Annotated in this window: 19 protein-coding genes and 2 pseudogenes; 6 read left to right on the forward strand and 15 right to left on the reverse strand. The window is 64.4% G+C overall.

Annotation, left to right across the window (positions count from 1 at the left end; genetic code table 11):
- Window positions 1-128 precede the first annotated feature (128 nt).
- Window positions 129-1,031, forward strand: coding sequence for an AraC family transcriptional regulator (locus tag JY96_RS14710; RefSeq protein ID WP_235333938.1), 903 nt, complete (start codon window positions 129-131; stop codon window positions 1,029-1,031).
- Between the two features lie 95 nt (window positions 1,032-1,126).
- Here the strand turns inward: JY96_RS14710 and JY96_RS14715 are convergent, their stop codons facing one another.
- Window positions 1,127-2,023 (reverse strand): hypothetical protein, encoded by an 897-nt coding sequence (locus JY96_RS14715; protein ID WP_035038547.1) that lies wholly within the window; start codon window positions 2,021-2,023, stop codon window positions 1,127-1,129.
- A 51-nt stretch (window positions 2,024-2,074) separates the two neighbouring features.
- On the reverse strand, window positions 2,075-2,260 hold the full coding sequence (locus JY96_RS24285; protein WP_035038549.1) for a PEP-CTERM sorting domain-containing protein: 186 nt from the start codon (window positions 2,258-2,260) through the stop codon (window positions 2,075-2,077).
- Between the two features lie 75 nt (window positions 2,261-2,335).
- Between JY96_RS24285 and JY96_RS14725 the strand changes: the two are divergent.
- Window positions 2,336-2,692: pseudogene (locus JY96_RS14725) on the forward strand (GreA/GreB family elongation factor); the annotation flags it as partial.
- Between the two features lie 34 nt (window positions 2,693-2,726).
- Here the strand turns inward: JY96_RS14725 and JY96_RS14730 are convergent.
- The 6 genes from JY96_RS14730 to JY96_RS14755 all read right to left on the reverse strand — a co-directional run bounded on the left by JY96_RS14730 (window position 2,727) and on the right by JY96_RS14755 (window position 10,083).
- Window positions 2,727-3,338 carry a YdeI family protein gene (locus tag JY96_RS14730; RefSeq protein WP_035038551.1) on the reverse strand — a complete coding sequence of 204 codons (612 nt, stop codon included), beginning with the start codon at window positions 3,336-3,338 and terminating at the stop codon, window positions 2,727-2,729.
- A 115-nt stretch (window positions 3,339-3,453) separates the two neighbouring features.
- Window positions 3,454-4,941: a hypothetical protein gene (locus JY96_RS14735; protein ID WP_052162559.1), complete on the reverse strand. Its 1,488-nt coding sequence runs from the start codon at window positions 4,939-4,941 to the stop codon at window positions 3,454-3,456.
- A 313-nt stretch (window positions 4,942-5,254) separates the two neighbouring features.
- The gene (locus tag JY96_RS14740) at window positions 5,255-6,838 is read right to left on the reverse strand and encodes a bifunctional 3-(3-hydroxy-phenyl)propionate/3-hydroxycinnamic acid hydroxylase (RefSeq protein ID WP_035038554.1); all 1,584 of its coding nucleotides are present in this window, start codon (window positions 6,836-6,838) and stop codon (window positions 5,255-5,257) included.
- A gap of 20 nt (window positions 6,839-6,858) precedes the next feature.
- Window positions 6,859-7,899, reverse strand: a complete 1,041-nt coding sequence (locus tag JY96_RS14745) for an alcohol dehydrogenase catalytic domain-containing protein (protein ID WP_035038556.1) — start codon at window positions 7,897-7,899, stop codon at window positions 6,859-6,861.
- Window positions 7,896-8,867: a fumarylacetoacetate hydrolase family protein gene (locus JY96_RS14750; RefSeq protein WP_035038558.1), complete on the reverse strand. Its 972-nt coding sequence runs from the start codon at window positions 8,865-8,867 to the stop codon at window positions 7,896-7,898. Before JY96_RS14750 ends, JY96_RS14745 begins: the two co-directional genes overlap by 4 nt.
- Window positions 8,868-8,943: 76 nt before the next feature.
- Window positions 8,944-10,083, reverse strand: coding sequence for a VOC family protein (locus JY96_RS14755; protein WP_052162560.1), 1,140 nt, complete (start codon window positions 10,081-10,083; stop codon window positions 8,944-8,946).
- A gap of 160 nt (window positions 10,084-10,243) precedes the next feature.
- On the opposite strand from JY96_RS14755, the gene JY96_RS14760 reads away from it, so the two are divergent.
- Together JY96_RS14760 and JY96_RS14765 are read left to right on the forward strand one after the other, a co-directional pair.
- A complete protein-coding gene (locus JY96_RS14760; RefSeq protein ID WP_035038560.1) occupies window positions 10,244-10,939 on the forward strand; it encodes a TetR/AcrR family transcriptional regulator in 696 nt (231 codons plus the stop codon).
- Window positions 10,940-11,005: 66 nt separating this feature from the next.
- Window positions 11,006-12,976 (forward strand): acyl-CoA synthetase, encoded by a 1,971-nt coding sequence (locus JY96_RS14765; RefSeq protein ID WP_052162562.1) that lies wholly within the window; start codon window positions 11,006-11,008, stop codon window positions 12,974-12,976.
- 59 nt (window positions 12,977-13,035) lie between these two features.
- Here JY96_RS14765 and JY96_RS14770 read toward each other — a convergent pair whose 3' ends face one another.
- Window positions 13,036-13,602 carry a YceI family protein gene (locus JY96_RS14770; protein WP_035038563.1) on the reverse strand — a complete coding sequence of 189 codons (567 nt, stop codon included), beginning with the start codon at window positions 13,600-13,602 and terminating at the stop codon, window positions 13,036-13,038.
- A 328-nt stretch (window positions 13,603-13,930) separates the two neighbouring features.
- Between JY96_RS14770 and JY96_RS14775 the strand changes: the two genes are divergently transcribed.
- On the forward strand, window positions 13,931-14,812 hold the full coding sequence (locus JY96_RS14775) for a metal-dependent hydrolase (RefSeq protein ID WP_035038565.1): 882 nt from the start codon (window positions 13,931-13,933) through the stop codon (window positions 14,810-14,812).
- A 44-nt stretch (window positions 14,813-14,856) separates the two neighbouring features.
- Here the strand turns inward: JY96_RS14775 and JY96_RS14780 are convergent, their stop codons facing one another.
- The gene (locus JY96_RS14780) at window positions 14,857-15,432 is read right to left on the reverse strand and encodes a flavodoxin family protein (RefSeq protein ID WP_035038567.1); all 576 of its coding nucleotides are present in this window, start codon (window positions 15,430-15,432) and stop codon (window positions 14,857-14,859) included.
- 34 nt (window positions 15,433-15,466) lie between these two features.
- On the reverse strand, window positions 15,467-15,961 hold the full coding sequence (locus JY96_RS14785; protein ID WP_052162563.1) for a DUF2938 domain-containing protein: 495 nt from the start codon (window positions 15,959-15,961) through the stop codon (window positions 15,467-15,469).
- An 83-nt stretch (window positions 15,962-16,044) separates the two neighbouring features.
- Here JY96_RS14785 and JY96_RS14790 point away from each other — a divergent pair, with 83 nt between their 5' ends.
- On the forward strand, window positions 16,045-16,482 hold the full coding sequence (locus tag JY96_RS14790; protein ID WP_152606519.1) for a helix-turn-helix domain-containing protein: 438 nt from the start codon (window positions 16,045-16,047) through the stop codon (window positions 16,480-16,482).
- 72 nt (window positions 16,483-16,554) lie between these two features.
- On the opposite strand, the gene JY96_RS14795 is transcribed toward JY96_RS14790, so the two are convergent.
- From JY96_RS14795 to JY96_RS14810, 4 genes and pseudogenes are all read right to left on the reverse strand, one after another.
- Window positions 16,555-16,995: a hypothetical protein gene (locus JY96_RS14795; RefSeq protein ID WP_035038572.1), complete on the reverse strand. Its 441-nt coding sequence runs from the start codon at window positions 16,993-16,995 to the stop codon at window positions 16,555-16,557.
- 203 nt (window positions 16,996-17,198) lie between these two features.
- A complete protein-coding gene (locus JY96_RS14800; RefSeq protein ID WP_035038574.1) occupies window positions 17,199-17,585 on the reverse strand; it encodes a VOC family protein in 387 nt (128 codons plus the stop codon).
- Between the two features lie 53 nt (window positions 17,586-17,638).
- Entirely contained in the window at window positions 17,639-18,202 is a 564-nt protein-coding gene (locus tag JY96_RS14805) for an NADPH-dependent FMN reductase (RefSeq protein ID WP_081961649.1), read from the reverse strand.
- Between the two features lie 36 nt (window positions 18,203-18,238).
- Window positions 18,239-18,625: pseudogene (locus tag JY96_RS14810) on the reverse strand (VOC family protein); the annotation flags it as partial.
- Window positions 18,626-18,643 lie beyond the last annotated feature (18 nt).

An 18,643-nucleotide genomic window follows, 5' to 3' on the forward strand; every position in this document is an offset into this window, starting at 1 on the left:
CGCGGCCTGGCCATGCACCAGGCTGCGGCTCCGCCATGCTTGCCTGATCCTGCGGCCTTGATGCCTGGCTTGCCCATATGGCCCCGGATGCTTGCACAATCCTGCGTATGCCTGAATCACCCACTCACTTGGAAGCTTTGCGCCAGGACGCGTTGGCCATTGCATTGCGCCATGCGCCCAGCGATGGCCTGCATGACGGCCGGGTGCCGGGCCTGCAATTGATCCGCGCCAGCATGCCGGCCCAGCCATTACCGGCTGTGTACGAACCCGGCCTCGTGCTGGTGCTGCAAGGGCGCAAGCAGGCCACGTTGGGTGCGGAGGTGCTGCACTACGACCCACTGCATTGCCTGCTGGTGTCCATGACACTGCTGCCCGTAGGTCAGATCACCGAGGCCAGTGTCGAGCAGCCCTATCTGTGCCTGCGCTTGCAAAGCAGTCCGACCGATCTGGCGGCGCTGTTGCTTGAGGCTGGGCAAGCCACGGCCTCGGCTGATATCGAAGAGGGGCCGACCCGTGCGCTCAACCTGGCCCCTGTGAGCACGCCGCTTCTGGACGCCACGGTACGCCTGCTGCGCTTGCTGGACGAACCACAGGACGTGCCCGTGCTGGCTCCGCTCCTGCAGCGCGAGGTCTTCTATCGGGTGCTCACTGGCCCCCTGGGCCCGCGCCTGCGCGCCTTGGCGCAGTCCGACAGCCAGACGCGCCGCATCGCCCGTGCCATTGAGTTGCTGCGCCAGCGCTATGACCAGCCGCTTCGGGTGGACGAGTTGGCGGCCGTGGCGCACATGAGTGCTTCCACGCTGCACCTGCATTTCAAGCAGCTGACGGCCCTGTCGCCCTTGCAGTACCAGAAGCACCTGCGGCTGCATCACGCTCGCCGCTTGATGCTGGCAGAGGGGCTGGATGCCGCCCGTGCAGCCGTCCAGGTGGGTTATGAGAGCCCGTCCCAGTTCAGCCGCGAGTACCGGCGCCTGTTCGGCAGCCCACCTCGGGCCGATGTGACCCGTGTCAGGGCCGGGGCCGCCGCGTAGCGATCCCCCATCACTTGCTCAGACCGCTGCGAGGAGCTTGCCCGGTCTGTGCGTCTTTTCAGTCCGTCCTGGAGGTCGGCCAGTCTTTGGCCTTATCAAGTGGGGTACATGGAAAACAGGAAGTCGCCCTTTTCCTGATTGGCCTTGAAGATGGCCACAATGCCGGTCACGGGCTTCTGCTTGATGACCTGAATGACGACGGCGTCGATGATCGCGCCGGCCAGATCGGAATTGGCCTTCTTCACGCCGCCAAGCTTGTCGTAGAGGTCGTAGATGGTCGCAGCGACTTCCGGGAACTTCAGGTCCATCTTGTAGCTGACGACCAGGTTGGCCGGGTTGCCCTGCAAGATCGCGATGGGTGCGACGATCTTGTACCCGTTCTTGCCGGGGTCGAACGTGACCTCCAGGGTGTGGCCACCATAGCGATACCTGCCCGAACTTCTCTGCAGTTTGCTTTGCTTGAGATGGAAGTACGCCTTGGACAGCCACAACAGCGCGGCATTGAAGTCGTCCGACGTGAGGAAGGCAGACGAATCCGACTTCGTGGGATCGTCGTCGAGCGCGCCTGTGTCTGGGTCGATCCCGATGACCCGACGCTTGAGCATGCCTTCTCCCGTTTCAGGCAGCCGATGGGCGTTGCCCTTCTTGATCGCGTTGGATACCAGGATGGATGTCGTGTTGTTGATCTTCTTGCCCTTGTTGGCCTTCAGGCCGTCCATCGTCCGTAACCAGTTTGGAGCCTTGTAGCGCATCATGTCCAGGCAATGCTTCTCGATGCCGTGGCCGTTTCCTACGCCGCAGAAATCACGCACAACCCTGCTCAGCACTGGGGCGACCGAGTTGCGTACCGTGGCGCTGGTGGCGAGCAAGTTGTTCACGCCTGCCAGATCGAGGTGACGCAGGATGCCCGTGTTGACGCCGTCCATCTCGAGAAGGTCACTGAGCTCAGCCATGATGATGTTCCGGAGTTTGTTATAGGCGCGATGCGGCATGCGCCAGGAAGAGGGACAGAAGCTAACTGACCCCGATGGCCAACGCAATCCCTAGTACCGGCCCGAGCGGCGGAGGACCAACCCGAGCAGGGCCAGGGCCGGGAGGTCCATGGCCCAGGTCGATGGCTCGGGCACGGCGGCGCTCAGGTTGAGTGTGGTGACATCGCTCAGTCTGATGGGGCCGCTGACGCTGGCGTACACGCGCTTCTGGGTTAAGTCGATGCTGATGTTGCTCACCTACAGGGGGCCGCCCAGGGACACGTCAGCGGTCTTGGGAGCCGTCATCATCCAGCCGCCGGATGTGGCGATTGACACGACACATTGGGGCTTGAAGCCGCCTACCTGGCCACCGGCCAGGCGCGCCGAGCCGAAGCCATCCGCCAGGCGATGGCCAACTGGCGCCAGTTCCGTCCGCGCCCTTACGACGCCAGCAAAGGCATACAACTCGGCGCGCTGGTCTGCCTGGTCGATGCCGACGACAAGCAGCAACAGCTCTTTCTCGGCCCGGATGGGGGCAGCATGAAGTTGGTCAGCGGCGCTGAGTTCGTTCAGGTCATCAGTCGAGAAACCCCTCTTGGCAGGGCTTTGCTGGGTAAATGCGAAGGGGATGAGGTGTCGATACAGGGCGCACCAACCCGACTGCAGTTTGAGGTGCTGTGGGTTCAGTAAGCCGTCAGCAAGTTCACGCTCGGGCCAAAGCCAATCAATCCTTGGCTTTGGCCTTGGGCTTGAATATATGAACGGTCTCCCCGCGCGCGAGCATCTCCACGAGCTGCGTGATTCGCCTCGCACGCGTCTCGGGTTTCACGGCCGTTTGGATGCGCCACAAGACCGCGTAGCGGTTTGAGGCATTGATCGTTGAGAAGAACGCTTTTGCTGCCGGGGCGGCGTCGAGCGCAGCGATCAGGTCTTCGGGTACCTCGGACGTGCGCGCGCCGTCGTACGCCCGCGCCCATCGGCCGTCGGCCTTGGCCGCCTCGATCTGCGCAAGGCCCGGCGCTTGCATGCGGCCCGCCTTGATGAGGGCCTCGGCCTTGTCGACATTGACTTTCGACCAGACGCTGCGGGCGCGCCTGGGGGTGAATCGTTGGAGGAAGTATTGTTCGTCCAGGCTCTTCTTCTGGCCGTCGATCCAGCCCCAGCAGAGCGCGATCTCCACCGCTTCTGGGTAGGTGACGCTGGCTTCGTTGGCATGGCGCTTGGCGATCTTGAGCCACAGGCCATCAGCCGTGGCATGGTGCCGTTTCAACCAGGTTTCGAACGCCTTGGCGTTCTTGAACAAGGCTGGTTCATCGGCAGACGGATCAATGGGCATGCGCGAAGTATGCGGCAAGGTCGTTCAAGCACCGCGATGTTGCCGGGGGTGCTGAGCCTGCGGCGGGCTCAGTGGCAGTGTTCCCGCTGCCACTGAGCGCCTGACAAAGGCCTGTTTATTTGCCTGCGTCACGCTTGGGCAGTGGCGCTCCCGTGTACTGATTGAAGCGCTGCGCAGACACCGCTGGTTCGGATTCCACGGCCCCGACAGCAGCCTTCGGTGTCGGGTGCGTCGCGGCCCACCACATGGGCAGGGACTTGAACGAGAAGACCTCATCGAAGTCCATCGCCACGGATCCCTTGTCCATCGGCTGTGTGCCCAGGCGGTTGGTGAACCACTTCATCCAGGCTGCTGAGGCGGGCGCTGGCGAGCAGATGTTCTGGCCTTTGTGCTTGGGCTTGCCGTCGTCGCCACACAGCTTGAATCCCGGGGGCGCGTCTTGCGAGAAAGAGGGCAGCAAGAAGGAGTCCATGCGGTGGCGGGCCACGTTCCATTGCGCGGTGCTGTGGCAGCTCATGCACGATGAGTCAGGTGCATTCTCGATGACCTTGCCATTGACCGCGATGTTGTTGCGCGCACCGTCATTGGGGCCCGACAGGCGCCCCATCCAGCCCAAGGTCTGGGTGGCGTACTTCGGTGCTTTCGGGTTGATCCAGTTCTCGACCAAGGGCTGGCCAGGCTTGGTGGCTTGCGGGTCATTGCCCCACTGCGCACCCAAGGGGATCATCTTGTCCCACGCGTCGCCAGGCACGGCGTTGTCATACACCAGGGTCATGAAGACCCAACCCGTCTTGGGTGCCGACTTGCTGTCTTTCACGATGATGTCGAACTGCGCCACATAACCTGGCCAGACCTGAGGCTTGGCGGGTGAGGTGCCGGTCGGGTCAATGTAGAGCTGCCAGGGTTGCGCGCCCTTCATGGCGTCCCACCAATCCGTGGGCTGCTTGGGGTCGGTCGAGGTGAACACGGCCGCCTTCACGATCACGGAGCCTTCGGCGAACTGGGCATTGGCGGTTTTGATGGCCGGGTCCATCGCGCTGGTGCCCCACAGCTTGTAGAGCGAGTAGGCGGCGCGTGCATCGTAGTAGGTCAGCACATGCGTGCTGAAGGTGGCGCGCAAACCTGTGCCCGGGAAGATGCCGGGGCCGAACTCACCTGCCGCATAGGTGCCGCGGATCGCTTCGCGGAGGCTGCCCAGCCACGGTTCGTTGTACCAGCCCGCCTTGCTGGCATCCCAACCGTCGTAGTTCATGATCAGGGTCTTGGCGTTCGGGGCCACGTAGTCACGCAGGGCATTGGCATAGGCCTGTGCGTTCTGGGTGTTGATCTGCTGCCCGTTGATCGCAGCTTGCCAGGGCGGGTTCTTCAAAGGCGGCAAGGCCTTTTGTGGCCACGCACCATTGAGCTTGAACAAGGGGCCCGGGTAGACGCTCTTGGGTGGGAGCTGGCCGTTGTTGTCAGCGAAAGGCGAGGGCGAGGTGGTGGTGTCACCAGGCGCTGCCAGCATGGCTGGACGGTGGGTGGTCTGTGCATGGGCGGACATGGCTGTGAACACAGCCAGTCCGATCGCGGACGCGCGTCGCAATGCATGCGTGAAGGTCATGGGCTTGCTTCCTGATTGAAGGTGGGGGAGAAGAAACGTCAAGCAGACGGCTTCGCACGCAGCGTTTCACGGCTGCGTGAAGACCATCCGGGTACAGCGGGTACAACGACGAAACGTCAACGTCGAGCGCGCAGATGCGCCCATGGGCATTGCGCGTCAACTCTCCCTGACTTCTTTCAGGCCCTCTTGAGGGGCATTTGCCTTGAACCATGCGACTGCCTGCATGGCAAAGCGTCAACGACTATAGCTGTGAGCGCGTGTGACGCAACTTAAGCCATTCTGAAGAAGGTCTGATGCTTGCAAGGAAGCCACATCAGGTGGCGCACAACAAGGCCAGGCTCTGCTGAGCCAGCTGCGTGGTGGAAGCCAAGGGGCCATCCGCCATGACCACGCGATCTGGCCGCACGGCCGCCACCCAGCCTGCTGGCACCTTGGGCGAGCCAAATGAATTGTCGAGGTCTTCCCAGGTGGGGACGGTGGCTTCATTTGCCGGTTGCCCGCGCGGTGCGATGCGCAGGAACTGCCCACCGGCCTGACGCCACTTGTTGCGCACGTCCTGGGGCAGGCTGGCGGCGGGGTCCACACCAAAGCCCACCAGCACCAGCCCCTGCCCGAGTGCGTCGTCGCTGAGCATGTGCTCGCGGTCGTGGAGGGCGCGCACCCAGCCCTGAGGCAATTGCCCGCCACGGATCAAACCCGCACAGGCTTTGCCGGGCGCAAAGCAGCCCGTCTTGAAGCGGTTGGCCGGTTTGATCTCCAGGTTCTCGAACAGGTTCTTGATGCGCGGGATGGATGACAAGGTCTTCATCATGCCGTGCGTGAGCCAGGCCTGCATGCTGTTGCCCGGCATGACCAGGCGCCCCATCCATTGCGCCAGCTGGATCATCTCGCGGGCATGGGGCTGGCGCTCGCGGCTGTACGTTGGCAACAGCGCCTCCTGGGCTCGGCCTTGCACCACCCAGGCCAGCTTCCAGCCCAGATTGGCGACATCGCGCAGCCCCGCGACCAGGCCCTGGCCCACAAAGGGGGGCGTGATGTGGGCGGCATCCCCCACCAGAAAGGCGCGCTTCACCTGGAAGGTGTCGGCCACGCGTGCGTGGAAGCGGTAGACCGCCACACGCTCGATGTCTATCTCCTGCCCTTGCGCCCAGGGTGCCAGCAGGCGACGAACGGTTTCGGGGCGTTCCATCTCTTCTCGCGTTTCACCGGGCTGCAGCTTGAACTCCCAGCGCTGGCGATCACCGGGCGCCACCATGTGCGGCGTGGGGCGTTGGGGGTCGCAGATGAACTCGACATGGTCTATAGCTTGCGGCAGGCGCTTGGCGTCCACCACCAGCCAGTCTTCGGCGTAGGTCTTGCCTTTGAAGTCCAGGCCCAGCAGGCTGCGCACCAGCGAGTTGGCACCGTCGGCCCCGACGATGTACTTGGCGTGCACATCGCGTGGGGTGCCGCTGGCATCGCTGATCTGGGCGCGCACGCCGGATGCGTCCTGCTCGAAGCCCTGCAGGCTGGCCCCCAGGGCGACGTGAACCGTGGCGTGCGCCGCCAGCCGTTCGCGCAGGACCTGTTCGAGCTGCGGTTGATAGAAGGTCACCAGCTTGGGGTGGCCGTCAACGGCGCCAGCGGTATTGGCGCGGCTGTAGAAGCCGAAGTGGGGCGAGTGCATGCGCACCTCCGGGATGGCGATGGTGTCGATGTCGCCATCGTGGATGCCGCACATCTGCAGCACGCGCAAAGCCTCGTTATCCAGGGCGATGGCGCGGGGTGCCTTGAAGATGTCGTTCGCCTTGTCGATGGCGAGCACCTGCACGCCATACTGGCCCAGCAGGTTGGCCAGTGCGGCGCCCACGGGGCCGAGACCCACCAGCAGGACATCGGTCTGGTTTGGCAAGTTCATGTCTGATCCTTGTGTCATATTCAAATCTCGGCCATCAGCACCGCCCGGGTGGGGCGGCCTTGGCCAACGTGTGAAAAGGCGCTGTCCGCTTGCGAGAACGGTGTGCGATGGCCCACTTCAAGCAGCAGCGGGCGAGAGAGCAGGCTGCGCTGCAGCGTCTGCATGGCGCCTTCGTCTGGCTTGAAGACCGTCCAGGCATACCGGGCCTTGGGTGCGGTCGCATGCAGGCGCAGGCGCATGCTTCGCCAGGCGCGCCAGCAGGCCAGGCCACCGGCCAGCCAGCCGCGCGCGTCGATGTCGCCAAGCAGCGGGTGCACGGTGGTGGCATGCCCCAGCGCATGGGGGTGGAGCCTGCCCATCACCTCGGCCTCATCGGCCCAGGCGCCAAAGTTCAAGCTGGCATCGCAGTTCGATGGCAGATCGGCCAGGTGCGTCGTGTGCCGGTCGATCACCTGGCTGGCGCCCAATGCGATGCAGCGCGCAGCCGATGTGGCGCCGCAGACGGCGGTGACGGAGGCACCCCATCGAGACAGCAGCTGGATGGCCAGTTGGCCCAGCGCACCACCCGCGCCATTGACCAGCACATGGCGGCCCGCGGCGTTCTGCTCATGGAGCCCGATGCCTTGCAGGGCGCGCCACAGTGTGGTGAAGGTGTAGGGCAGCACCGCAGCCGACACCATGAGCATGCCGGACGGCAGCGGGCGTACCCAGCGCGAAGGCACGCAGACCTCGCTGCGGTGTGCACCCTGCGGCCCGGTGGGCACCAGCCCCCAGACGCGGTCGCCGGTGGCGACGTGCAGCACATCGCGGCCCGCCTCCGTGACCACGCCGGCGAAGTCGTTGCCCAGCACCAGCGCCGGTCCACCCGCCCCCATCAAGGACAGAACCCGTTGCCCATACCCGGTGGCGCGCTTGACATCGATCGGGTTGACCGATGCAACGTGTACCCGGACCCTCACTTCGTCGGGTTTGAGCGCCTGCGTGTCAACAGGCTCCCAGCGCAAGGCGCGTGATGCAGGGGCCTTGGCCACACGGCACACCAAGGCCATGTTGGTGCTCATGCCGGCACCACCTTGTTGCGCTGCAGGCCCAGATCAAGGCGGCCATCGTCGGTGCGGATGCTGAGCTCCATCACGTCGTTGGGCTGCAGGTACATCGGGTCGTTCAGGCCTTTGCGCACGAAGAGCTTCCACTTCGTGGCGTCCGAAATGAAGTGCTTAGCCAGGAACATGGGCAGCTTGCCTGGCGCCCGGGCGGCGCAGCCTGCAGGCGTGCCGGTGGCGATCAGGTCGCCCGCATGCAGGTCCTGCAGGGCCGACAGCTCGCTCAGGGTCTGATGCGGCTTGAACAGCATCGAGCCGCACAGGTCGTTCTGGCGCTCGCTGCCATTGACGGTGAGCTTCATGCGCAGGTTGGGCCACAGCGCCCACTCATGCGGCTCCAGCAGCAAGAGGCTGGGGCCGACCGGGCCGAAGGTGCGGTAGCTCTTGCCCTTGTAGAACTGGCCTTGAGGCAGCTGCACATCGCGCGCCGACACGTCGTTGACGATGGTCAGGCCAGCGAGTACTTCATGCAGGCGGTCGGCCTTGATCTCGCGCGCACCCGTGAGGTCTTCCGAGAGCACCAGGCCGAGCTCGATCTCGTAGTCCAGCAGGTGCACGTGTCGGGGCCGGATCACGTCATCCGAAGGGCCGGTGATGCACGACGAGGCTTTCGTGAAGATCGTGTTGAAGGGGAAGTTCTTCGGGTCCAGGCCCGACTCGCGCACATGGCTTGCATAGTTCACACCCTGGCAGATGAACTGCTGGTTGGATGTCACTGGAGACAGCAGCCTCACCTCGTCCAGGCTCAAGGTGGCTTGTGCGCGGGTGGCGGCACGCGCCTGCGGCAGCGCATGGCGCACGAACTCACCGGTCGTGGCCGCCTGGATGGGCAGGACGGCGATGCGGCGATCAAACAGGACGCCCCACTGCGGTGTGGCGTTGGCAGGGCCCGTGATGGGTTGGAAGCGAATGACGGAAGTGGCCATGAGGATGCTGCTTGAAGTGATGGGTTGAATGGGGCTTTTGGGCGCTTGAGGAGGCTTGATGGCGGACGAAGGGTGATCAGAGCCAGGGCCGCGCCGGGGTATCCAGGACCTTGCCGGACTGGATCAGGCGGGGCAGATCGAGGCGCCCGGATCGCCAGAGCTTGAACACCTTCCACAGGAGGGCGGGGCTCTTCTTGGGCAGCATGGTGGGCGGCACGTCGTCGCCCCAGGCCCAGATGCTGCCGGGGGCAAAAGGCACATAGCGCGTCTCGTGATCGGCGGTGAAGACGTCACCATCGGTGTAGTGCTCGAACTCGAAGCCGTCCGGGTCATACCAGTAGTCGAACAACTGGCTGCCCAGCACGTGCCGGCCGATGCCCCACATGTGCCGATGCCCGTTGGCCTTGAGCACCTGCTGGCCTTGGCCCAGCGCATCGATGTCTTCGACCTCCCAGGCACTGTGTTCGTACTTGGGCTCCAGGCCGCCTGCGATGACCACGGTGTGGTGGTCACTCGGGGTGCCGCCCAGATCCAGACGGAAGAAGGTCAGCAAAGGCTGCCCGTCAGGCAGGTACTGCACATCCGTCGGGATGATGCCCAGCACGCGCATGTACCAGTCCGCCATGAGCCGGAAGTCCGTGGTCTGCATCACCACGTGGCCCAGCCGGCCGATGCGCGCTGGTGCAATGGGCGGGCGCACCGTGGCGTTGACGCGGGGCGTCTGCGTCAGGGTGTTGATCTGGTTGGTGATGGGCTCTCGAACCGGCAAGGGGTCCACACGAGCCGAACCCTGGATGAGCCAGACGCGGTGGCCATCAGGGTCACGCAGGCTGATGGCACGCCCGCCGCCCGGCACCTGGTCTGGCGGCACGGCTTGCCCGCCCAGTTGCCGGGCGATGTGCGGCAGATCAGCCCCTTCGGGCGCCACGAACGCCGCCCCCACGTACCGCGAGCGCCTGGCCCGGGTGGCCACGAGCACGGCGGGCGCGCCGCCTGCTGCGCGCATGACCAGCCTGTCGGCCGTGCGCGAAACGGTGATCAACCCGAAGTCCTGCCAGAAGCGCTCGGCACGGACGAGGTCGCGCTTGTCGAACATCAGAAAGGCCAGTTCGCGTGCCTTCATCAAGGGTTCGGGGCGATGGAGCCGCTGCACGAAGTCAGGGCGTTGGCTCTCCGGGTACTCCGGAGGCGTGTGAAGAACGGTGGGTGAGGTCATGGCATCCAGGGGTTGAACACACATCAGGGCTTGCACACCCCGCGCTGTTCAGTAATAATGACATAAATGTCAGGATGACATCAAAGTCAATTTGCGGGATGGCATGAACAACACCACGAGCTCGTGAGACATTTCTGCCATTGCCACCTGTCTCGACCCCATGAATACCCTGGATCACCGTTCCCGAGTTGCCGCAGAAAAGCGTGAACGCATGCGCATGCGCCTGATTGAGAGCGCGCTGCATGTGTTCGCGAACAAGGGGGCGGATGCCGCGGTGATCGAAGACGTGATCGCCATGGCCGAGGTGTCGCGCGGCACCTTCTACAACTACTTCCGCACCAACGAAGAGCTGCTGGCCGCCGTGGTCAAGGAGCTGGGCGATGAACTGCTCGCGCTGGTCGAAGCGGTGGTCATCCAGTGCAAGGACCCTGCCGAGCGCCTGGCCACGGGGGTGCGCATGGCCCTGCACACGATGCAGGCCCACCCGCTGCTGGCGCAGTTCGTGGCCCGCGCGGGCCTGTCCATGGCCGCCCACAACAGCCTGGCCATGGCTTATCTGCCAAGAGACATCCAGGCCGCCATGGACAGCGGCCGGTTCAACCTCGGTTCGGTCCACGTGGGGCTGGTGATGGTGCTGGGCACGGCCCATGCGGCGGTGACGGCCTTGACCTTGCCGCCGCCCGTGTCCACGTCCTTGCCGGCCAACTACCCTGAAGAAGTCACCTATCACCTGCTGCTCGGCCTGGGCATGACCAAGGCACAGGCACGCAAGCTGGTGAGCACACCCATCAAGCCCGTCGAGTTCCCTGAGCAGGCGCTGCTGGCGCGAACCAAGCCCAACGCCCAGCTCGCCTGATCGTGCGCTCCGGGTGGTGCCGGCGCGTGCGTGCATTGCTGTCACCCACCCGTATCGGAGTCACCCATGCCCTCTGTCGCCACTCTGCGACCCGCCCCGACCATCTCGATCGCCGCTGGCGTCCGGCAGCTGGACGATGTCCACGCCATCGAAGCCGGCGAGCCTGATCTCATCGGCCCTGTGCGCAACACCTACGAGCTGCTGCAACGCGGCGCGCAGCGGCATCCTGATGCGCCGGCCTTGAGCTTCTTCTTGCGCACGGAGGACCACACCACGCCGGTGGTCTGGACGCATCGCGAGTGGATGGCGCGCATCACCCAGGCGGCCAATGCCTTTCGCCAGCTCGGCGTGGGCCGCGATGACGTGATCGCCTTCATCCTGCCCAATTTGCCCGAAACGCACTGGACCATCTGGGGCGGCGAGGCGGCCGGCATCGTGTTCGCGATCAACCCGCTGCTGGAGCCGGCCTTGATGACAGAGCTCATGAATGCCGCGCGGCCCAAGGTGCTGGTCACGCTGGCACCTACGCCGGGTGCCGACATCTGGGAGAAAGCCTCACAAGCCGCAGCCCATGTGCCGAGCTTGCAGCATGTGCTCACGGTCAGCCCCCTGACGTACTTGCGCCATCGGCTGGCGCCACTGTTGCGCTGGGTGGCCCGATTCAAGACGCCGCGCCAGCTTGCGCAGGCCAGGGTCCAGCCCCTGTTGCCTTTGATCAGCAAGGCTCCGGCACAGGCGCTCAGCTTTGAAGGGCCCTCGCTGGATGACAAGGCCTCGTACTTTTGCACGGGCGGCACCACGGGCCTGCCCAAGATCGCCGTGCGCACACATCGCACCGAGGTGGCCAACGCGCTGGAACTGGCCGCCACCTTTGGCTCGGAGATCGAGGGGGCAGGCCGCGCGGTCTTCTGCGGCCTGCCGCTGTTCCATGTGAACGCGCAGATCGGCACGGGCCTGACGCCCTGGTCGGTGGGTGCACACGTGGTGCTGGGTACGCCGCAGGGTTACCGCGCGCCCGGCCTCATCCCGCGCTTCTGGGACATCGCGGCGCACCACCGCTTTGTGTTCTTCTCGGGCGTGCCCACGGTCTACTCGGCCTTGCTGCAGCATCCGCCCAAAGGGCAGGACCTGAGCGAGCTGAAGTACGGCGTGTGCGGGGCCGCGCCGATGCCGGTGGAGCTGTTCTACCGCTTCCAGGATGAGACGGGCGTCAAGATCCTGGAGGGCTATGGCCTGACCGAAGGGGGCTGTGTGTCCAGCATCAACCCGCCGCACGGTGAAGCACGACTGGGCTCGATCGGCCTGCGCTTGCCCTGGCAAGACATGGCCGCCTTCGTCCTGGATGATCAAGGCCGCTGGCTGCGCGATGCCGAGTGCGACGAAGTCGGTGTGCTGGCCATCCGCGGGCCCAACCTCTTCCAGGGTTATTTGAACGCCGCCCACAACCAGGGCCTGTGGATCGACCGCCCCAACGGGCGCGGCGAGACCGAGCGCTGGCTCAACACCGGCGACCTGGGGCGCCAGGATGCCGATGGCTACTTCTGGCTGACGGGTCGCAAGAAGGAGCTCATCATCCGCGGCGGCCACAACATCGACCCCAAGCTGATTGAAGAGGCCTTGCATGTGCACCCGGCCGTGGCGCTGGCGGCCGCTGTGGGGCGCCCTGATGCGCATGCCGGCGAGGTGCCGGTGGTCTATGTACAGCTGCGCGAGGGCAGGGGGGCCACGGAGGCCGAGCTGATGCAGCATGCGCAGACACAGATCGCGGAGCGGGCCGCCTGGCCCAAGCGCATCCAGGTGGTTGAGACATTACCGACAACGGCCATCGGCAAGATCTTCAAGCCAGCCTTGACGCTTCAGGAGCTGGCATCCGTGGTGCGCGAGGAAGCGCAGGCACTGGGGACGGATCTGCTTGCTTGCGACGCGATCCAGGACCCGCGCATGGGCGCCGTGGTGCGCTGGCAAGCCGCTGACAAGAACGACGAACTGAGCGCCCGCCTGGCTCGGTACACGTTCAAGCAGGAACGCCTGCACTGAAGGCTTGACTTCGGCTGCCTACCCGCCAGTCGCATGAACGCGGCCCTTTCAGGGGCGCGTCATTCCTTCGCGACGGCTTCCACCTGGATGCGCAGGTTCACGTCCATCTTGAAGCCCCAGTCCTTGCCCGCATCCAGGCCGAACTCGTCGCGCTTGAAGCTGCCCGAAGCGTCTGCGCCACAGTAGTCGCGTTTGTACATCGGGTGCGACATGCACTTGAGCTGGTGGATGGCCAGGGTCATGGGCCTGGTCTTGCCGTTCAGCGTCAGCTCGCCCACCACCTGGCTCGGCACACCGGCCTTGGCGCCGTCGAAGTGCCCCTTGAACGTCGCGCTCGGGTTCTTCTCGACGTTGAAGAATTCCTTGCCGGTGGCCCAGGTGTTCATCGCATCCAGCCCGAAGTCGATGCTGGCCAGGTCCATCTTCACGTCGACGCTGCCGGCGCCGGTGACCTTGTCGTACACGATGGTGCCGGTGTTCTTGTTCAGCTTGCCGCGCCAGTAGGACATGCCCATGTGGTCGGCTTCGAAGCTGGGGTAGGTGTGCGCGGGGTCGATCTCGTAGGTCACGGGCGCGGCCTGAGCGGCGAAGGCAAGCAGGGCGGGAACGAGCAGCAGCGACTTCATCGGTGATCCTTGCGGTGAGGCTGGGCAGGGGTACCCGCCAAACGGTGAGCGGGGGGCTTGGGACAACGCGGCATTATCCCCGGCAACCATCCTGCGGTGCCAACGGCCGCTGGCGTCTCGGCGCTGCCATGCCCATGACACGTTGGCAGCGTCTTCCCTGATCCTCAAGCCCCTCAGGACATTCAAATCGTGTTCAATCATGATGCAGCCGGGGCTGATGACGCACAGCCTGCCCTCTTGTCGCCGAGGGTGCCTTGCAGTCGGGAGGCATGCTCCTAACATTGACTCAAATCAATTCACGCACCCCAAGAGGTGAACGGAGACAGACATGAGTCAGCAAGCACTGCACAACGCAAAAGAACTGGTTGCTCGCGAGAAGCTGGATTTCGGCCTGGACGGCGAACTGCCGCGCTGGTGGTACGAGAACAACCCCTACAAGTCGCGCTTGATCGACGCCCTGCAGGCTGCTTTTCCTGACGGTGAACGCTACTTCATCTCCTGCGTGCGCGCCTACCGCGAGCAGACCACGGACCCCAAGCTGCTCGCCGAGATCAAGACCTTCATCCGCCAGGAAGGCCAGCATGGCATCGTGCACTCCAAGTACAACCAGCGCCTGCGTGAGCAGGGCCTGGACGTGGACGCCATCGTCGACTTCATCAACTGGAACAACGAGGCCCACACCAAGCATTTCTCCAAGGAATACAACCTGGCGTTGACGGCCGCCTTCGAACATTTCACGGCCATGCTGGCCGAGATCTTCTTCGTGGAAAAGAAGACCATGGCCAACGCCGACCCCAAGCTGCGCGCCATGATGGCCTGGCATGCGGTTGAAGAGATGGAGCACAAGGCCGTGGCTTACGACGTGATGCAAAAGGTGGCCAAGGTCGGTTACTTCAAGCGCAGCCTGGCCATGGCCCATGTCATCCTGTTCCTGAGCTTCCTGACGCTGCGCTTCACCAACCGCCTGCTCAAGAACGACGGTTTCTCGTTCGGCCAGCGCATGTGGATGATGGCCAAGTGCCGCTGGTGGCTCTTTGGCTACAAGGGCATCATCTCCAGCCACCTGGGCAACTTGCTGGCCTACTTCAAGCCTGGCTTCCACCCCTGGCAGCAAGAAGCCATCCACAACTACGACGCCTGGGTCGAGGCTTACGAGCGCACGGGTGACCCGATGCAGGCTGGCGCGGCGCTTTACCAGGCTGCGCACTGATCGTGTCGCGGTGCCAGACCTCGCGGTTTGACGAGGTCGGCCGATCAGCTTGCCGGTTGCGCTGAAAGCCTCGTCACCGTCGTGGCGACGTGCTGGCCGAACAGCCGCGCTGTCTTGGTATCGCCCGGTGCGAAGGCATCAGCTGGCGAGCCGTGCCCGGCCTGGGCCATCAAGCCTGACCAGGAGCCCAGCCGGTTGACGGCGTCGTCATACGGCACGCCCTGGTGCTGCTCGGGCAGAAAGGGGTTGCCCACCCACAGCATGCCGTGCTGCATGCTGAAGACAAACATCGACATCAAGGTGGATTGTTTGTCCCCCGCAGGCAGCGAGGACACGGTGAACCCGGCCGCGACTTTGCCCTTCAGGGCCTGGTGGCGCCACAGGCGCCCGGTGGCATCCATGAAGGACTTGAAGGCGCCCGAGACGCCGCCCAGGTAGATGGGCGAGCCCAGGATGAACCCGTCGTAAGCGGTCAGGGCATCGGGGGTACGAGTCAGGTCTTCGGCGCGCAACAGCGTCGCGTTGGCACCCGCGATGCTGCTGGCGCCTTCCACGATGTGATGGGCGATGTGCTCGGTATGCCCGTGCGCGCTGTGATAGATGACGGCAAGCTTGTTCATGGTGGTGCTTCCTTGAGTCAAAAAGGGGGCGGCTTCAAGCCGTGATGAACGCCATCAGCGAGGCCGACAGGTAAAGGCCCAGGCCAAAGACGCTGTGGTTGGCCAGGCTGCGCATGCAGTTCTTCAGGGGCGCGGGTGTCTTGCTGGCCAGGAAGCCAGCCCCCATGGCGGGCTGCATGACGAGCAAGGGCGCGGCCACGGTGAGCGCGCCCACGGCCAGTGCCGGCGCAAGCGTGGGGTTGGCCAACCAGGCGCGGCCGGCGAGCACCGCGAGCAGCGCAGCAAAGGCCGTGCCGACGGCGTAGTGCGTGAGCCAGCCCCAGGCCAGTTCACCCACAATGGGTTCACTCCTGGCGATGGCCGCATGGGCAACCTTGCCGCGAAGCAGGTGCCCGACCCAGCGGCCGATGAGGGCGAAACTCTGGGTGTTCACGCCCAGGCGTTTGAGGAGGGTGAGCCACAAATCCATGATGGCCGTGGCCCCGATGCCGATCAGGGCGATGCGAGAAATGTCGTGCAGGATGTCCATGTCCGTACCTCTTTGGCTTGACCAAGTGCTTGATGAAAGTCACTATAGAAGTTGAAGTCAACTTCAAGTCAAGAGGTCTTGTGATGGACATTGCCGAGGTCGCCAAGCGCTCGGGCGTTCCCGCGTCAACGCTGCGTTATTACGAAAAAGTGGGGCTGATCGCCTCCATCGGCCCGCAAGGTGTGCGGCGCCAATTTGCGCCTGCCGTGCTGGACCAACTGGCTCTGATCGCACTGGGGCAGGCGGCAGGTTTGTCGCTCGACGAGGTCCACACCATGTTGTCACCCGGTGGGGGCGTCAACATCGACCGGCAGTTGCTGGTGGCCAAGGCCGATGACATCGACGCGACCATCAGGCAACTCAAGGCGGTCAGCCGGGGGCTGCGGCATGCAGCGGCGTGCCCCGCGCCCAGCCATGCGGCGTGCCCGACGTTTCAACGCTTGCTCAAATCTGCCGCCTCGGGGGCGCTGGATCGCCAGCGCGTGGGCCGCAAGGTGGCGCCCAAGCGCGCCAGGCCTTGATCGTCGTCGGGCACCAGGCTGAAGCGCCCGTCGGGAGCGGGGTAGCCTCCGCCTAGCTTCAGCCTGTAGAGATCAGCCGTGCTGACTCAGCACCACCGCCTGCGTTCCCACGGGCAAGACACGCCCACCATGTGCCTGGGCATAGGCCTGCGCTTGCGTCGGGCTTGAGAACCACAGATTGGGGTAGCCCGCGCTGGCTTGCAGCACGTCCAGATGGGGCAACTGCTCGGCCGTCATGCCCGGCAAGGCGCGGCTGTAGTGCTCCCAGCTGGGGTGACCAGCTTCAATCGCCAGCGTGCGCAAAAGGTGTTTGCGCTGAACCATGGCGCGTTGCTGAAACAACTGGGGCAGCGAGAGATCACGCAGCGTGTGGGTGGCAAGAATGCGCCGCAAAACAGGCAACGACACCCGCAAGGAATCGGAGGTCGCAGCGCGGTGCAGCTGTCTGGCCAGGGCGCGAACGAGGTCTGCCGCCTGGGTGCGTGGGGACTGAGGGGAATGGGTTGGTTGCATACCAGCTCCTGGATCACGGCCTGCTCGCTGTCGGCCTGTGGAGGGTATGCAAGCACATGGCTTGCGGATGAGCGGTGCGTCAGCTTTCGCGAGGTGGGCGCCCGGTGAGCCCGCTGCCATTGTATGGCGGCGAGATCGTCGGCGTCGTGTGTCGGTCTTTTCCTGACCTTGGGCGGCTTCCCGGCCCGGCAGCGCTTGCCAAGTCAAGCGGTATCGTGGCAGACCGCCTCGATGTTGTGCCCGTCAGGGTCCAGCACAAAAGCGCCGTAGTAATTGGGGTGGTAGTGCGGTCGCAAGCCGGGGCCGCCATTGTCTCGGCCGCCCGCTGCCATCGCGGCGCGGTAGAACGCGTCAACCAGTTGGCGGGAAGCCACCCTGAATGCGATGTGAACAGGCGGCTGGTTGGGCTGGCCTGCGCTGATCCAGAAATCCGGCTTCGGTGGTTCACCAAAGCCCGCGACATCGGTGTGGCCGGTGACCGAAGCCGGCAGGGCCATCAGCAATTGGTAGCCAATGGCGCCCAGGGCAGCCAGGTAGAAATGTTTGCTGCGCTCGATGTCGCTGACGACAACGCCGGTGTGATCGATCATGGCTTGCCTTCCCGAATGTCGATGCGCGCCAAGGTGGCATCGTTCAGGTCATTTTATGGTGAGCCCGTCGGGTGGCGGGGCGTGTTAGCCGCGGTGTCACATGCGCTTGCCTGCCTCAGGCCTTCAAGGATTTTTGCGGAGGCGTCGATGACCAGCCTGGTCCGAGCCAAGTCATCAAGGTGAATGGGGGAGCCCAGTAACGGTATGGTGATCGACGCTTCCTCAATCAGCCGGGCGTTCATCGTGATCAAGGTTTCACGGAGTGCATCGTCGGCATGGTGTGCCCGGTCTGAGGTGTTGACCACGGCAACGGGTTTATTGACAAACGGCTCATGGCTGACCAGCCAGTCCAACGCATTCTTCATCGCACCCGTGATGCCATGCGCATATTCCGGGCTGGCAATGAGCAGGGCATCGGCTTGGGCAACCAGGGTGCGCCACTGCGCAGCCTGCGCTGGTGGCGTGCCATCCAGGTCAGGGTTGAAGATGGGCAGCAGGGCCAAGTCTTCGTAGGCAGTGACCTGAACGTCACTGGGCATTGATTGCGCCACAGCGCGCAAGAACGCCGTGTTGATGGACGCGGCACGCACGCTGCCAGAGACGCTCAGGATGCGCATGGTGCCGGTTTTGGCGGGTGCCGGGCAGGGTGGCTCGGGCTTGTGGCACGCCACGCAGACCTTGTTGCCGTCGGGATCTCGAAAGTACGCGCCGTAATAGTGCGCGTGATAGTGGGGCCTCAGGCCCGGTGGCCCTTCGCAGCGGCCGCCCATTGCCAAGGCGGTTTGGTAGGCCGCGCGAACCATCTCGCGATGGGCCGCGGTGAAAGCCACCATCTGGCCATTGCCGGGGTCATGGGGCTCGCCATTGAAGGGTTTGCAGATCACGAAGTAGGGGCGTGTGCCGCCCGCGCTGTGCCAGCCCGCCCAGGGTTTGTCGGGTTCACAAAATCGCTGTTCGATGTGGAGTTGGCTCAGGACCTGGCTGTAGAAAGCCAGCGCCCGCTCAAAGTCGCTGACGCTCACAAAGATGTGTGAGAACACTTCAGGCCTCCTGGATTG

The organism is Aquabacterium sp. NJ1, assembly GCF_000768065.1.
Lineage (GTDB): Bacteria > Pseudomonadota > Gammaproteobacteria > Burkholderiales > Burkholderiaceae_C > Aquabacterium.